This is a genomic window from Shewanella oneidensis MR-1 (assembly GCF_000146165.2).
Taxonomy (GTDB): domain Bacteria; phylum Pseudomonadota; class Gammaproteobacteria; order Enterobacterales; family Shewanellaceae; genus Shewanella; species Shewanella oneidensis.
This window is the reverse complement of the sequence record NC_004347.2, coordinates 4,037,408-4,052,914: the sequence shown is the minus strand read 5'-3', so window position 1 is coordinate 4,052,914 and position 15,507 is coordinate 4,037,408. Positions and strand designations below refer to the sequence as shown.

Below are 15,507 nucleotides of genomic sequence, written 5' to 3'. Positions count from 1 at the left end.
TTTTTATTGGAGTGTATCGCTTAACTTATGTATCGCTTAACTTATTCAGCTTTTAGGCCGTTGTTGATGGCGATAACATCATCTTCGTTTAACGTTCCAGCAGCTTGTTTCAGTGCAACAATCGAGTTGATATAGCTATAACGCGCATCTGATAATTTACGCTTTGAGTCGTACAAGTCGCGTGTACGGTTCAATACGTCAACGATGGTACGGGTTCCAACTTCAAAGCCTGCTTGTGTCGCTTTTAAGGCACTTTCGGATGAAATCACTGACTGCTCGTAAGCACGGATAGAGCTGATTGACGCACCCACGTTGTTGTAGTTATTACGAACGTTTTTCACTACGCCACGGTAGGTTTGCTCCAGCCTCTCGCTTGCTTGAACATATTGGAACTGCGCTTCTTTGACTTGAGAAGACACTTTAAAGCCTTCAAAAATCGGCACGCTTAAGTTGATGCCAACGCTCATGTTGTCAAAATCAGGTTCACTTGCATCACCTAATTTTTGCTCTAAACCTTTAGCATAACCTGCATTTAAGCTCAGTGATGGCATATGGCCTGCTTTATAAAGGCTAATGGTCTCTTGAGCGATATCTTTACCAATGCGTTGAGTCATCAGATCGACACTATTGGTTTCAGCAATTTTTAACCAATCAGTTGATGAACTCGGTGCGGGTGTCACTGCTGAGAAGCGGTTTGTGTCGAGCACGTTTAAGGCTTTGTGATCGATACCTGTGATTTCGCGCAGTGCTTCATAGCTATTTGCGAGGGTATTTTCAGCAAGAATTTCAGAGGCGGAGGCCAAGTCATATTGTGCTTGTGCTTCATGAACGTCAGTGATGGCAGTTAAACCAACGGCAAAACGTTGTTTAGTTTGCTCGAGTTGACGTTCAATCGCGCGCTTTTCCGCACCTTGGAACTCGTAGTTATCTTTGGCTGTTAATACATCAAAGTATGCTTTGGTCACTCGGGAGATCAAATTTTGCAGTGCCGATGCATAGGTAGAATCAGCTTGAGAAGCCGCTTTCTCGGCAAGGCTTAAACCTACCCAAGCACTATGATCATAGATGACTTGATTTAGCTTTAGGCTACCAGTCAGTCCGCTACTATCGTCCCGAGGGTCATTCCATGCCTTGTCATAACCCACGTTTGCACTGATAGTCGGTAACAGTGGGGCACGGTTTTGTTCAATTTTCTCAAACAAAGCGTTACGTTGCGCTTGCGCTTGCAACACCAGAGGGTCATTCGTCAGTGCTTGTTGATAAATTTGCAGTAAATCATCTGCTTGAACCGCATGAGCGGAAGCGGCTAGAGTTAATGCTACGCATAGAGAACGGATCTTAAATTTCATTTGCTGTCCTTATTAGACAAAATCTCCAAAAGGAGAAATTTATAACTTCGTTTAGACTAAGTAATGCCTTTGCCAAGGCGGTTTGCGCTTCCCGACGCTTCCCGATACAGCTAAAACTTAATGACGTAGAGTCTAAAAACTCCCACACGTTCAAGTCAACTGCGAAGTGTAACAGATTTTATTTAAAAACGAGCCAAATTGCCTTGATAATAGGCGAAAATTTAACTGTTAAGGATAAGATATGAAGCCTCAGGTTTTTTCGCAAACAGATATTGAAATCCTCGAAAAAAAATCACTATATCAAGGCTTTTTTGCCTTAGAGCAATTTACCTTCAAACATAAGCTTTTTGCCGGAGGCTGGAGTCAGCCTGTCACTCGTGAGGTCTTTGAGCGTGGCCATGCGGTCGTTGTGCTACCCTATGATCTCAAGCGTGATAAAATTGTGTTGATTGAGCAAGTGCGTTTTCCTGCATTAGCAACCACTAAATCCCCTTGGCTTATGGAGTTAGTCGCGGGTATGATTGCGCCCGACGAAATGCCACTGGATGTCGCGCACCGTGAATTGTTAGAAGAAACTGGCTTGACCGCTAGCAACATCCATTTTGTGAACAGTTACCTTGCAAGCCCTGGTGGCAGTACAGAACGTTTCTACTTTTATTGGGCTGAAGTAGATTCATCACAGGCACAAGGTTTGCACGGATTAGCTGACGAACACGAAGATATTCGATTACATGTTGTAGACCGTGAGGCTGCCTATAACGGGGTCGTTACTGGCGAAATAGACAATGCATCGACCGTCATTGGATTGCAGTGGTTGCAATTAAACTATCAGCAACTGGTTTAGGTTGGAAAAAGGTTTGACTCATTCAACATCACATCAAAAACCGCGTTATCAACCCAACGTGAGCGACTTTTTAGCGCTTTGCGGGCGTAACTATGGCTATATGCAAAAGTGGTTGCCACTCGATATTGCCGTGGGGCAGTCTTGGCAGCTTGAAGGTGAAGTTGGTGTATTAGTCATCCGTATTTTAGAAAATACCAAATATACTCAATTAGTTGAAATCTCACGCCCAGTGCAAATACTGGAGTTTGTTAATACTCCCAAGGTGTTAGTGAGAATTTATCATGATGCTAAATTAGCAGAAGTGTTAACTGGTCAACAGATTTACCAATTGCGCCCAGTGTATGATTATCCCAATTTACGTATGTATCATAGTGATGAGAAGTACCAGGTAAATGCATTCCTGGGAGAATTATTGAAGATTGGCAGTCAACAACGTTTGGTTTGCCAGTCTTAGAATTGGGTATTCAATGTGCTGAAAGAGGCTATCTCTTACTCTATAGCTGATGAAAGTGTGCGCATAGTGCAAGTCACCGACCCGCACCTCTTTGCCGATCCTGAAGCTCAGCTACTTGGTGTTAATACCAGTAAAAGTTTGGCTGCGGTACTCAATACGATTCGCGCTGTCAATTATCCAGCTCATCTTTTGCTAGCCACAGGCGACTTAAGCCAAGATTATTCTCCCGAATCCTATCGCCAATTTGTGTCTGCTGTTGCCCCGCTCAATTTACCTTGTCATTATCTTCCGGGTAACCATGACGATCCGCGGATCATGTTTCTGCATATGCAGGGCGAGCGTGTTTTTGGCCAGCAACGTATCTTAGTTGGCAAATGGCAAATTTTGATGCTGGACTCGACCGTGAGAGGAAAACCAGGTGGGCATATGGGGGAGGGGCAGTTTGAACTCATTGAGCAAGCGATTGCAGCTCACCCTGAACATCATACGTTGCTGGTGATGCACCATAATCCGATCCTAGTTAATTGTGCCTGGTTAGACCAACACTGCATGGATAATGGTGCGGAGTTTTTAAGGCGTGTAGCTCAATATCCACAGGTCAAAGCATTGCTTTGGGGTCATGTGCATCAACAATTAGATACTTATTACGATGGTCCTCACCGTGCGCTGCAGTTAATGGCAACGCCTTCAACCTGCATCCAATTTAAACCACAATCACCTTATTTTGCGCTCGATGGACTGCAACCGGGTTATCGTTTGCTGGAGCTTAAGGCCGATGGTAGCATCAGCACTAATGTGTATCGCGTGCCGGGAAATCTGTTTTCCCCCGATAAAGATTCCAGCGGTTATTAACGCGAATGACCGCAGCTTGAGGAACTATGCTGCTCTATATTCACGGATTCAACAGTTCTCCTTTCTCTGATAAAGCGGTGATAACGGCAAGATATATGGCCGAGTATCACCCATCTCTCACTTTTCATCAGCCACAGTTACCCAATACACCCAAAGCAGCGATGGCTTTGCTGCAAAGCTATGTTGAGGCGGCGCAGCAAGCGAACGAGCCCCTTAATTATATTGGTTCGTCCTTGGGGGGCTACTTTGCCAGTTATTTAGCTGAGCGTTATGGTGGCAGAGCTGTGTTGGTAAACCCAGCCGTAAAGCCTTTTGAATTGTTTGATGAATTTATGGGGCCACAATTTAACCCTTATACCCAAGAGCATTATCAGGTTTTACCAGAGCACAAGCGGGAAGTGGCTGAATTTAATACTCCAGTTATCCGCAATCCGGAGCGTTTTTTGGTACTATTGCAAACGGGCGATGAAGTGCTGGATTATCGTGAAGCACTGCATAAGTATCACCATTGTCAATTACGGATAGAATCCGGTGGTGATCACAGTTTTGTGGGTTATGAGCGATATCTGCAAACCGTAAGCCAATTTTTACACTTACCTTGACAAATAGTCATCCAGAGCCGCAACATGGCCGGATATAACAACTTATAGCGTACACTATGACGAATCAATACACCTCTGACGCCATTGAAGTTCTTAACGGACTTGACCCAGTAAAACGCCGTCCAGGTATGTATACCGATACCACCCGACCTAACCATTTAGGCCAAGAGGTCATAGATAACAGTGTCGATGAAGCCTTAGCAGGTCATGCTACTAAAATCGAAGTTGTGCTCCACACCGATAACTCACTGGAAGTCACTGACGATGGTCGTGGTATGCCGGTAGATATTCATCCTGAGGAAGGTATTCCAGGGGTTGAATTGATCCTCACTAAACTGCATGCCGGCGGTAAGTTTTCAAATAAAAATTACCAATTTTCCGGTGGTTTGCACGGTGTGGGGATTTCAGTTGTTAACGCCCTGTCTCGCAGAGTCGAAGTCACAGTGCGTCGCGATGGCCAAGTGTATGATATTGCCTTTGAAAATGGCTTTAAAGTTGAAGAGCTTAAAGTCACTGGCACCTGCGGTCGGCGCAATACTGGTACTCGAGTGCATTTCTGGCCCGACACAAGTTATTTTGATTCGCCGAATTTCTCCAATTCAAAACTCATCTATTTACTGCGTGCTAAGGCGGTATTGTGCCCAGGCCTTAGAATTAAGTTCACTAATAAGCACACTAACGAAGTACATGAGTGGTACTACGAGAGTGGCTTAACCGATTATCTCAAGGCTGCCGTGGGCGATAATATTATGCTGCCGGAAGAGCCTTTTATCGGCAGTTTTAAGGGGCAAATTGAAGCGGCAGATTGGGCGATTACGTGGTTGCCAGAGGGCGGGGAGTCGATCAACGAAAGTTATGTCAACCTGATCCCAACCCCCCTCGGTGGTACCCATGTTAATGGTTTCCGTCAAGGTTTGCTGGAATCGATGCGCGAGTTTTGTGAGTTTCGCAATCTGATCCCCCGTGGGATCAAGCTCTCTCCTGAGGATATTTGGGACCGTGCGGCGTTTATTCTGTCGGTGAAGATGCAAGACCCACAGTTTGCAGGGCAAACTAAAGAGAAGCTTTCTAGCCGTCAAAGCTCAGCCTTTGTTTCTGGCATTGTCCGCGATGCGTTTTCGCTTTGGTTAAATTCGAATACCGAATTGGCCGAATCATTGGCTGAGATGTGTATCAATAACGCGCAAAAACGTTTAAAAGCCGCCAAAAAGGTCGCCCGTAAAAAAGTTACTTCAGGCCCTGCATTGCCGGGTAAACTGACCGATTGTAGTGGACAAGATCCGATGCGCGGTGAGTTATTCCTCGTGGAAGGTGACTCTGCGGGAGGCAGTGCTAAACAGGCTCGGGATCGTGAGTTTCAAGCCATTATGCCGCTGCGTGGAAAAATCTTAAATACCTGGGAAGTGGATGCTTCGCAGGTATTGGCCTCGCAGGAAGTGCATGATATTTCTGTGGCTATTGGTTGCGACCCCGATAGCAATGATATTTCTGAGTTAAGGTATGGCAAAATCTGTATTCTCGCCGATGCTGATTCCGATGGATTGCATATTGCAACTTTACTCTGTGCGCTGTTTTTGAAGCATTACCGAGTGTTGGTGGAACAGGGCCATGTTTATATTGCCATGCCGCCACTGTTCCGTATTGATATAGGTAAAGATGTCTATTACGCCTTAGATGATGCCGAGAAAGAAGGTGTGCTCGATCGTATCAACGCGGAAAATAAGAAAGGTAAGGTTCAGGTAACACGCTTCAAAGGCTTGGGTGAAATGAATCCCCTCCAATTGCGTGAAACAACGATGGATCCAAACACTCGCCGTTTAGTCCAGTTAACCATCGATGATGCGGAAGAAACCGATTCCCTGATGGATATGCTGCTGGCTAAAAAGCGTTCACCCGATCGTAAAAATTGGCTCGAAGATAAGGGTGACATGGCGGTACTTTGAATGTTGTGCACTATTGCCGATAACAATAACACTTAGGCATAAAGAAAATTACCATGTTGTATATAAAAACGAATAATTATAAATATCTAACAGTGTTCTCTGCCTATTGGACCCTACTGGTAAGTCTGGCGTTGTTACCATTCCAGGCGGCTATTGCAGGGTCCCAGTCGATCATGATTACCGTCTCAAAGGGGTTTGGTTTATCGCTTTATGCCTCCGATCTTGGAGATGCCAAACAAATTGCAATGGGTTCAAACGGCACGTTATTTGTCGGTTCCAATAAAAGTGGCACAGTGCATGCGCTTGTTGATAGTAACCAAGATGGTCGCGTTGATAAGCGTTATGTGATCGCCAAAGGGCTTGAATCACCCGATGCGATTGCGTTTCATAATGGCGATCTGTTTGTCGCAACTGAAAATCGAATCGTCCGTTTTATTGATATCGAGCAGCGTTTACGTCGCCCTAGTCGCCCTAAAGAGATTTATAGCGATCTACCCGAGTCAGACAAAAAAAGTGCGCTAGCGATGAAGTTTGGCCCTGATGGTCGGCTCTATGTCTCTATTGGTGCACCTTGTAACGTGTGTGAAGCAAGCTCACCCCATAGCAGCATTATTGCGATTAATGTCGATACTGGCGCAAGTGAACAAATTGCCTTAGGTATCCGAAATGTGACAGGGTTTGACTGGTCTCCCCAAGATGGCAAATTATGGTTTGCCGATCAGGGGCGGGATTGGATGGGTGATAACTTGCCACCCGATGAGATTAACCGTGTAGATGTGATGGGCAGCCACTATGGTTTCCCCTATCTGCATGCCTCATCCGTAGTGGAGCCTGCCTACGAAAAACCCCAAAATTTAAAAATTAATGTACCAGTGTATGAGCTGCCAGCCCATGTTGCACCTACGGGACTTGCGTTTTACCGTGGTAAGCAATTCCCACAAATCTATCATAACCAATTGTTTGTGGCTGAAAATGGTTCTTGGAATCGTTCAAGCAAAGTCGGTTATCAAATCGTCATGTTAAAGCTTGAAAATCAACAGGTAGTCAGTCGCGAAACCGTAGTGAGTTTTCTCGATGGTGAGTTTCCGGTTGCCCGTCCCTATGCATTGCTGTCGGGTGAAGATGGGGCCATGTACATTTCGGATGATTTGAAAGGTAACCTGTATCGGCTGTTCTATAGGGATGGCGATAATACTGAAGAACCACAGGAACTAGAAGAAAATGAGTGACGCAATCAAGTTAAGCTTGGATGGCGTAGAGCAGATGCCATTGCGGCGCTTTACCGAAGAAGCTTATCTGAATTATTCCATGTACGTCATCATGGACCGTGCCTTACCCCATATCGGTGATGGCCTTAAACCCGTGCAGCGACGGATTATTTATGCCATGAGCGAGCTCGGTTTATCCGCGCAATCAAAGCATAAAAAATCGGCCCGTACAGTGGGTGACGTATTAGGTAAGTACCATCCCCATGGTGATAGCGCCTGTTATGAGGCGATGGTACTAATGGCGCAGCCATTTTCCTATCGCTATCCGCTGGTTGATGGTCAAGGAAACTGGGGCGCGCCAGACGATCCTAAGTCATTCGCTGCAATGCGTTATACCGAGGCTCGCCTGTCGAAGTTTTCTGAGGTGTTATTATCTGAGCTAGGACAAGGTACAGTTGAATGGGGCGCGAACTTCGATGGCACTCTAAAAGAACCCAAAGTACTGCCGGCACGCTTACCCCATATTCTACTCAATGGTATTACAGGCATTGCGGTGGGGATGGCGACGGATATTCCGCCGCATAATGTCAGAGAGTTGGTGAATGCCTGCGTCGCGCTTTTAGATGAGCCTAAACTCGACCTTGAACAGTTGATGGCCTACGTGCCGGGGCCGGATTATCCTACTGAAGCTGAGATTATTACTCCCGCTGCCGATATTGCCAAAATCTATGAAACGGGGCGGGGTTCCTTAAAAGCCCGTGCCGTTTACAGTGTGGAGGCGGGGGAGATTGTCATCACTGCACTGCCGCATCAGGCGAGTAGTGGTAAGATTTTAGAACTGATTGCAGCGCAAATGCAGGCGAAAAAATTGCCTATGGTTGCTGACTTGCGTGATGAGTCTGACCATGAAAATCCTGTTCGCTTAGTGATTGTTCCGCGCTCTAACCGTGTTGATTGCGATCAACTCATGGCTCACTTATTTGCGACCACAGATCTTGAGAAAAGTTTTAGGGTAAACCTTAACGTGCTTGGCCTTGATGGTCGTCCACGGGTAAAAGGCTTAAAAGACTTACTCACCGAATGGTTAGAATTCCGTGTCGATACCGTAAGACGTCGCCTCGAATATCGTTTAGATAAAGTGCTGGCGCGCTTACATATTCTTGAAGCATTAATGATCGCTTTCCTCAATATTGATGAAGTGATTGAGATCATTCGCTTTCACGATGAGCCCAAAGCGGAATTGATGGCGCGTTTTAACCTGACCGATAAGCAGGCTGAGGCCATCCTCGAGTTAAAATTACGCCATTTAGCTAAGCTAGAAGAATTTAAGATTAAGGCTGAGCAGGACGAGCTCGAAGCTGAACGTGAAAAGTTAGAGCAATTATTAGGTTCTGAGCGCCGCTTAAAAACCTTAATTAAGAAAGAGTTAATCCAAGATGGTGAGACCTATGGCGATGACCGTCGTTCTCCTATCGTCGAGCGTCATGAGTCTAAAGCCTTAACCGAGCAAGAGCTGACACCGAGTGAGCCTGTGACAGTGGTGTTATCCGATAAAGGCTGGGTGCGTAGTGCTAAAGGTCATGATATTGATGCGGAGTCTTTATCCTATAAGGCGGGTGATCAATATCTGTGTAGTGCCATGGGACGGAGTAATCAGGCGGCGGTGTTTATTGACTCATCCGGTCGCGCCTTTGCCACCGATAGTCATAGTCTGCCATCGGCTCGAAGCCAAGGTGAGCCAATTACCACCCGCTTTAATATGGCGCCTGGTGAAACCATGCAGCATGTTATTTTGGGTGAAGATGAACAGTGCTTCCTACTGGCGACTGATGCAGGTTATGGTTTTATATGTACTTTCAATGACATGGTATCCCGTAATAAGGCGGGTAAAGCCCTATTGAGCTTACCGACGAATGCCAAATCTTTACCGCCTAAACCGATTGACCGTAATCGGGAGATGTCTATTCTGGCCATCACCAATGAAGGTCGTATGCTATTGTTTTCATTGGAAGCATTGCCACAATTATCTAAGGGTAAAGGTAATAAGATTATCGGTATACCAAGCGAACGCGCTAAAAACCGTGAAGAGTTAATGACACATTTACAACTTGTTCCTGCCGATACCTCCGTCACCCTATGGGCGGGTAAACGTAAACTCACGCTAAAACCAAGTGATTTAGAGCATTATCGTGGTGAGCGTGGCCGCCGTGGTGCCAAGTTGCCGCGCGGATTACAGCGCGTCGATAGCATGGAATTAGGCGAAGGTGCTGAACCTATACCAAGCATTTAATGCTTAACTTATTGCGTGAGTGTTTGCTGTTGATATAGGTAAACGAGCTAATTAAAAAGCCACTTGAGTTTGTTTCTCTTGAGTGGCTTTTTTATTTCAAGCATTTTTATTTCATAGTGGGTAGCGATTATTAAATGCAAGGCATAAAAAAACCTACCGCAAGCGGTAGGTTTTTATTAGCAGATATCCAAAAGGATATTAGAAATCGTAACGTACACCAACAGAGAATACGTTGTCGTCTTGAAGGTCTACTTTGTTACCTGCTACGACATGATCACCACGGTACATTGAATATTGGCCGTATACCATAGTTGATTTAGAGAAGCGGTAGTCAGCACCCACGTTGAAGTTTTGTACGCTGATATCGGTACCAGTTGTTGATTTTGCTACAACAGTTGGTTTGCCATCAATAATTTGTACTTCAGTATATTTATTTACGTTGTTGTAGTAGTTACCAAAGCCTGCTTCGTCAACACCGTATTCGGCTTTCAGGTTAACACCGTTTAAAGTGTAAACGACGTTTACAAAGTAAGTGTTACCATCTACTGAGCTATTAGTTACGCTTTCAGAGTTTTGGAATAAACCACCCACTTTGAAATCGCCAAATTTAACTTGTGCCACACCACGGTATGCATCAATACCCGCAATACCTTTGTTATAGGCAACCGCTAAATAGTAGTTTTGATCTTTGAACTTGCTATCACCCAGAGTTGCACTCAGAGCGTATAAGCTTTCGTTGGTTTTTGCAGTAGTGTCGTTATCATCGAACAGGTAAGTGGCGTTTAAGGTCACTAAATCAGCGATTTTTGGTGAATAGTACCATACGCCATCTGCGCTACGGGTTTGTGCGCCAACTAAACGGTCGATATCCGCGTTGGTGTTACCAAATACGTCTACGTTACCTTCAGCTTGTTTAAATACAGTGTCATTACGACCCACTAACACAGTACCTGCGTTAGTTTTTAAACCGAGGAAAGTGTTACGAGCTTTAAACACATCACCAGAACCTGAAGTGTTTTCAACTTGGAATTCCATTTGATAAACAACATCATAACCGTTGGCGATCTTTTCAGAACCTTTAACTCCTAACAGAGAGAAGTTGTTTTCTAAATAAGTGCCGCCATTGTTTTCATCAGCATAGTTTTTAGTGTCAACACCGTTAGTGCCAGATTGCAGAGTTGCACCTGTTTCAGTATTGGTTAATGCAAGCTCTAAACGACCGTAGAAGCTTGGGCCTTCGGCTAGCGCGCCGAATGAGGCCAGTGCTAATACTGATGCGACTGATGCAGAGATGAATGTCTTTTTCATGTTTTGTGCTCCCTCGAACCTAAGTTCTTGTCCATTTTTCATGGTTTTTGTGTGGTTTAACACATTTGTTACAGAAGTCAGTAACAAAGTTGCTGCCGATTCTTACAGTTTTGCGACCTGCAGGCTGTGTCGCAGATCATGTTTTTGGCTCTCCTTGTCCGTATTCGGGGTTTTTTAGGAAATTTCCCTATAGCTTGATCGTAAATCGACGTGAAAGTCATAAAACTGTATTTTTCACATACCACTAAAGAGGTAGGTGAGGCGCCATGGCACAAGTGAGCCGGCGGGGCTAACTGTAGCATATACTAATGCTGTCGCAAGCTTGTCATAAACGGGGATGTTGTTGATATTTAGTACGCAGTACAATTAAAAAAACGTTCCAAGTTGCTTTTTTAGCTAAAATCATCCCTTAAGTTGGTTTATTTAAACTTTTAAAATCAATATGTAAACTCGATATGGCGTTTCTGCCATGTAGATATTGTCGCTTCCCTATGCTCATCAGCTTACCTGCACTGGTCATAGACCATAGTATTAGGGCGTGTTGACGTTTCGAGATTAAATTTTGTTCGTTCTGGCAAGCTCGTGCTCGCGAAACGAGGAATGATGTGTAGTTATTCTACTCAAATGACGAGTGACAAAGACGGCTTGCCAGACGAACCCTTCGGGCGGCATTTGGCTGACGTTTCTGCTGCGTTATCGTCCGTTTATGTAGAATAACTACACAGCACGGACTTTGCCTTGCATAAACGCCAGCCAAATTGCTGCAAAAATAACCCTGAAACGTCAACACGCCCTAGTCATAAGACGATAATTTATTCACTTTTGCAGGGCTGTTAGCTGTTTATCTCTCTCGCTTGGCGAAGATTATATTGTCCAAATACGCGGCGTGTTGACGGTGATTTCGGTTTTCGGCTTAAATCGTTTAGAATCCGCGACAGATTTTTATTGCATTATGTTGCTGATTAGGTGATTTCTTAGCCTTTCAGGAACAGCTACGTTAGCCAGATATAAGGTATGTATTGATGACTGAAGCCTATCAAAATCGCTTTGGTGGCATAGGCCGCTTGTACGGGCAAAAGGCGCTCGCTAAATTTGCTGTCTCTCATGTCGTGGTCATTGGCATTGGTGGTGTGGGGACGTGGGCGGCAGAAGCCTTGGCTCGAAGTGGCATTGGTCAAATGACTCTCATTGATTTAGATGATATCTGTGTGACCAATACCAATCGTCAAATTCACGCGCTGATCTCAACCATTGGCGATTCCAAAGTGGCTGTGATGGCTAAGCGGATCCGCGAGATCAATCCTGATTGCCAAGTTAATGAAGTCGAAGATTTTATTACGGTTGACAATCTTGGTGAGTATTTACTCAGCGCTCAGGCCGGCGGTAATATTGATTATGTTGTTGATTGCATTGATGCCGTTAAACAAAAAGCGGCGCTTATTGCTTGGTGTAAACGTCAAAAAATCAAAATTGTAACAGTAGGCGGTGCGGGTGGTCAGGTCGATCCCACCCAGATACAACTGACTGATTTAGCTAAGACCTATCAAGATCCCTTACTGGCAAAAGTGCGCAACATTCTGCGCCGTGAATATAATTTCTCCAAAAATGTTCAGCGCCGCTTTGCCGTAGATGCGGTGTTTTCCAGTGAACAGCTTGTCTATCCACAAGCCGATGGCTCAGTTTGTAGTAGTAAAGCCTCGGCCGATGGTACTATGCGGATGGATTGTGCCTCGGGTTTTGGTGCCGTCACTATGGTCACTGGCACGTTTGGATTTGTGGCGGCGAGCCGTGTTCTTGCGCGCTTGGCTCAATTGGCGAATGAATAGCCCGAGTTTTTTAGCGTTTAAATACCCAATCCACAGCCAATGCTGTGGATTGTTGTTTTAGGCTCAGTTGCACCTCAATTAGTAAAGTCGTGGTGTGTGCCAATCTTTGGTAAATCGCATCGATTTAGGGGGATACGGACGTTAAACTGAGCACCACCCAATTGGGAGTCTGCTTGATAGCTCATCGTGCCTTTTAACAGGGTTGCCGCATTAAAGGCGGCGGATAAGCCTAATCCTGTGCCTCCTTTACTTCTGTTGGTGGTAAAGAATGGTTCAAACATATGTTCAGCAATCTCTGGTGGAATTGCGATACCATTATTCTGAATGCTGATATTTACAACCTCTTGCTCAATATTGGTGCTGATCAGTATCTGATTATCTTCCCTATCTTGAAACGCATGCGTATAAGCGTTGGACAATATATTACTGACGATTTGGTTTAATAGGCTCGCATTAGTTTGAATGTTTAAGCTAGGGTCAACGTGCAGTTGCGTCTGTGCTTTGAGTGTTGGATGCATGAGCAAGCTAGACTCTACAATCTGTTTAAGCTGGGTCTGCAGATTGATACACTGATGTTCTTCGTGACTGCGATCGATAGCAATCGTTTTGAATTTTTGAATCAAACTGCTGGCTTTAGTGATATTACGGACGATAAGTTCACAGCTTTGTTGATACTCATCCAAAATCGCATTGATTTCGTCAAGCGTTGCTTGCTCGCTGTGGATAAGCTCAATCAGCTCTTCTATATGACTTAATTGTGCGCTGGCGGCGGTTAAACAAATGCCAATTGGGGTATTGATTTCATGTGCGACACCAGACACTAACCCACCTAACGCCGCCATTTTTTCCTGCTCGACTAACACCTGCTGCGCACGCTTCAAGGCTGCTAAAGATTGCTCTAATTCCTGCGTTCTTTCTTTAACTTGTCTTGCGAGTTCTTCCTTATAACTGCGTTCGAGTTTCAGTAAACGCTCTCTATCCTCTAACGCCGTCTGTAACTCCGCTTTAGAACTTTTAAGCGCCTCGAATGAGTTACGAAGTTGCCCTTGCATGCTGTTAATCGCATCAGCAACTTGTTTGAATTCATCGGCTTTTTCTTTACGCTCAAATTGAAGCGGCTCGAAGTCAGCGTCTAAGTTAATCCGTTTGCAGTAATTACTGAGTTTATCGAGATGTTTCGTGATGTTGTACCAAACTAAAAATAGAATAAATCCAGCCACTAAGAAGGTTTTGATACCATTGGAAAGTAGAATGAGTATGGCTTTATCGTAAAGGCGTTGGTAAATGGCATCCATATCCACTTGAACTTCTAAGGTGCCAACATTGATGTTATCGGTAGGCGATTTATACACCAGAGGAAAGATTTTATTTAAAGTATGAGTTGGTTTTGAGTTACCTGCATTCCACGACTGGCCACTATCATCTTTTATTGAAATATAATTGATATCAGGCAGTTGGATAAGTCCGTTCAGTTGAGTGTTAATCAGTCTTTCATCAATTACCCAAATACTTGCGGCCAATACATCAAGGTTGGCTTTCTCTATGTTAGAAAACACTCTATCAATCCGGCTCACATCGCCACGATAATCGTTAATCAGTTGGTAGGCTGTGGTTATTAGCGTGATTAAGGAGCTGAATAGCACAATCGACAAGGTGAGATGCCTGCCAATCGGACTTTTTATAAATTGACTAAAGAAGGTCAGCATCTTAAATAATCTTTATTTGATAGCGAGTTGGATGCTTATAAGCATAGACTCAAGCCCAAGTAATTTCGCATATTATCCCTGTGAAAAATCCCTCAATATTGAAGAAAACGATGGCATCAAACTTGCTTAATGCTGGCTAAGTTCAATTTTTTGTCGCTGGGATAACACTATGATTAAATTCAAATTCGATTCAGTGAAGTTGTTTAGCCCTAAGAAGATGATGTTTCGGGTGATGTTGTGGCTAATGGTGAGCTGCGGCGTTTTATTGGCGATTCCATCAAACATCCTTGCTATGCTTGCGCTTGATAAGTTTGTCCCCGAACATGCGCATTTTGTCGGGCTGGGTCTTATTATTTCAATCGCTTATTTTTTAACTCAATTATTGAACTTGGGGTTAGATGAATCGATCCGTTATTTAAGTGACAAGCGCATCATCGAGACCATTGAGGCTAAGGTTAATCTACTGGATCGTGCCGAACGGGCGTTATTGCGAGAGTTCTTTTTACAGGGCGCCACCATTTTGACATTGCCGCAAAATGAACCTGCGGTAAAAAGTTTGCTTAATGCCTGTATTCTAGAATGTCTAGGCAATGAACGTCATTATGCCATCCAAGGACCTACGGCGGATTATAAGATTTCGATGAAAGCGCGTATGTACTTAAATCGCGGTGTTTTACGTTTACCTGCTGGGGAGCCAAGTCAGGAGGAAATGCAGCATCTTATTAAAGCGCGCCCGCAGTTCCTTAATGGCTTAGTACAAAACCGTAAACATGCTGCTTAAGTTTGGTGTTGGGATAAACATTAAATTACAAGCATAAAAAATGGGGGTTATTGGAACCCCCATAACAACGTGCAATTTTTACAAAGTACAATGAACAGAATAACAATTTGGAAGCAAAAACTACGATTGTGGCGCTGACTTCATGATGAACAACCAAGTGATATAAGAAATTATCCCTATAGTGCTAAAGATAACGATCATTGAAAGTAAACCAATTGGGTTACCGAACATTAAATCTAACCAGAATGCCATGATTGAAATCCTCTTTCTTGTGAAGTCCTCCTTACACTAGCGCCCTTGGCGTTTGCAAATACTGATCCTGATCAATAAAAATTCGACATCCA

The 15,507-nt window shown here is 44.4% G+C and carries 13 protein-coding genes; 9 read left to right on the top strand and 4 right to left on the bottom strand.

The window, feature by feature from the left end; all coding sequences use genetic code 11:
• Positions 1-41: 41 nt before the first annotated feature.
• Entirely contained in the window at positions 42-1,349 is a 1,308-nt protein-coding gene (tolC, locus tag SO_RS18175) for an outer membrane channel protein TolC (RefSeq protein ID WP_011073650.1), read from the bottom strand.
• A 241-nt stretch (positions 1,350-1,590) separates the two neighbouring features.
• Here tolC and nudF point away from each other — a divergent pair, with 241 nt between their 5' ends.
• The 7 genes from nudF to parC are packed head-to-tail and all read left to right on the top strand — an operon-like array spanning position 1,591 to position 9,542.
• Positions 1,591-2,193 carry an ADP-ribose diphosphatase gene (nudF, locus tag SO_RS18170; RefSeq protein ID WP_011073649.1) on the top strand — a complete coding sequence of 201 codons (603 nt, stop codon included), beginning with the start codon at positions 1,591-1,593 and terminating at the stop codon, positions 2,191-2,193.
• 13 nt (positions 2,194-2,206) lie between these two features.
• The gene (locus tag SO_RS18165) at positions 2,207-2,647 is read left to right on the top strand and encodes a DUF1249 domain-containing protein (RefSeq protein ID WP_164925769.1); all 441 of its coding nucleotides are present in this window, start codon (positions 2,207-2,209) and stop codon (positions 2,645-2,647) included.
• A gap of 15 nt (positions 2,648-2,662) precedes the next feature.
• Positions 2,663-3,499 (top strand): 3',5'-cyclic-AMP phosphodiesterase, encoded by an 837-nt coding sequence (cpdA, locus tag SO_RS18160; RefSeq protein ID WP_011073647.1) that lies wholly within the window; start codon positions 2,663-2,665, stop codon positions 3,497-3,499.
• A gap of 26 nt (positions 3,500-3,525) precedes the next feature.
• A complete protein-coding gene (locus SO_RS18155) occupies positions 3,526-4,101 on the top strand; it encodes a YqiA/YcfP family alpha/beta fold hydrolase (RefSeq protein ID WP_011073646.1) in 576 nt (191 codons plus the stop codon).
• A gap of 56 nt (positions 4,102-4,157) precedes the next feature.
• A complete protein-coding gene (gene parE, locus SO_RS18150) occupies positions 4,158-6,044 on the top strand; it encodes a DNA topoisomerase IV subunit B (RefSeq protein ID WP_011073645.1) in 1,887 nt (628 codons plus the stop codon).
• A 53-nt stretch (positions 6,045-6,097) separates the two neighbouring features.
• On the top strand, positions 6,098-7,273 hold the full coding sequence (locus tag SO_RS18145; RefSeq protein WP_011073644.1) for a PQQ-dependent sugar dehydrogenase: 1,176 nt from the start codon (positions 6,098-6,100) through the stop codon (positions 7,271-7,273).
• Positions 7,266-9,542 carry a DNA topoisomerase IV subunit A gene (gene parC, locus SO_RS18140; RefSeq protein ID WP_011073643.1) on the top strand — a complete coding sequence of 759 codons (2,277 nt, stop codon included), beginning with the start codon at positions 7,266-7,268 and terminating at the stop codon, positions 9,540-9,542. The genes SO_RS18145 and parC overlap by 8 nt, the downstream gene beginning before the upstream one ends.
• 198 nt (positions 9,543-9,740) lie before the next feature.
• Here parC and SO_RS18135 read toward each other — a convergent pair whose 3' ends face one another.
• On the bottom strand, positions 9,741-10,850 hold the full coding sequence (locus SO_RS18135) for a porin (protein WP_011073642.1): 1,110 nt from the start codon (positions 10,848-10,850) through the stop codon (positions 9,741-9,743).
• A 1,022-nt stretch (positions 10,851-11,872) separates the two neighbouring features.
• Between SO_RS18135 and tcdA the strand changes: the two genes are divergently transcribed.
• Entirely contained in the window at positions 11,873-12,676 is an 804-nt protein-coding gene (gene tcdA / locus SO_RS18130) for a tRNA cyclic N6-threonylcarbamoyladenosine(37) synthase TcdA (RefSeq protein WP_011073641.1), read from the top strand.
• Positions 12,677-12,750: 74 nt separating this feature from the next.
• Here the strand turns inward: tcdA and SO_RS18125 are convergent, their stop codons facing one another.
• Positions 12,751-14,382 (bottom strand): ATP-binding protein, encoded by a 1,632-nt coding sequence (locus tag SO_RS18125; RefSeq protein WP_011073640.1) that lies wholly within the window; start codon positions 14,380-14,382, stop codon positions 12,751-12,753.
• 169 nt (positions 14,383-14,551) lie between these two features.
• Here SO_RS18125 and SO_RS18120 point away from each other — a divergent pair, with 169 nt between their 5' ends.
• Positions 14,552-15,163 (top strand): superinfection exclusion B family protein, encoded by a 612-nt coding sequence (locus SO_RS18120; protein ID WP_011073639.1) that lies wholly within the window; start codon positions 14,552-14,554, stop codon positions 15,161-15,163.
• Between the two features lie 120 nt (positions 15,164-15,283).
• Here SO_RS18120 and SO_RS18115 read toward each other — a convergent pair whose 3' ends face one another.
• A complete protein-coding gene (locus SO_RS18115; protein ID WP_011073638.1) occupies positions 15,284-15,415 on the bottom strand; it encodes a DUF3149 domain-containing protein in 132 nt (43 codons plus the stop codon).
• Positions 15,416-15,507: the final 92 nt, after the last annotated feature.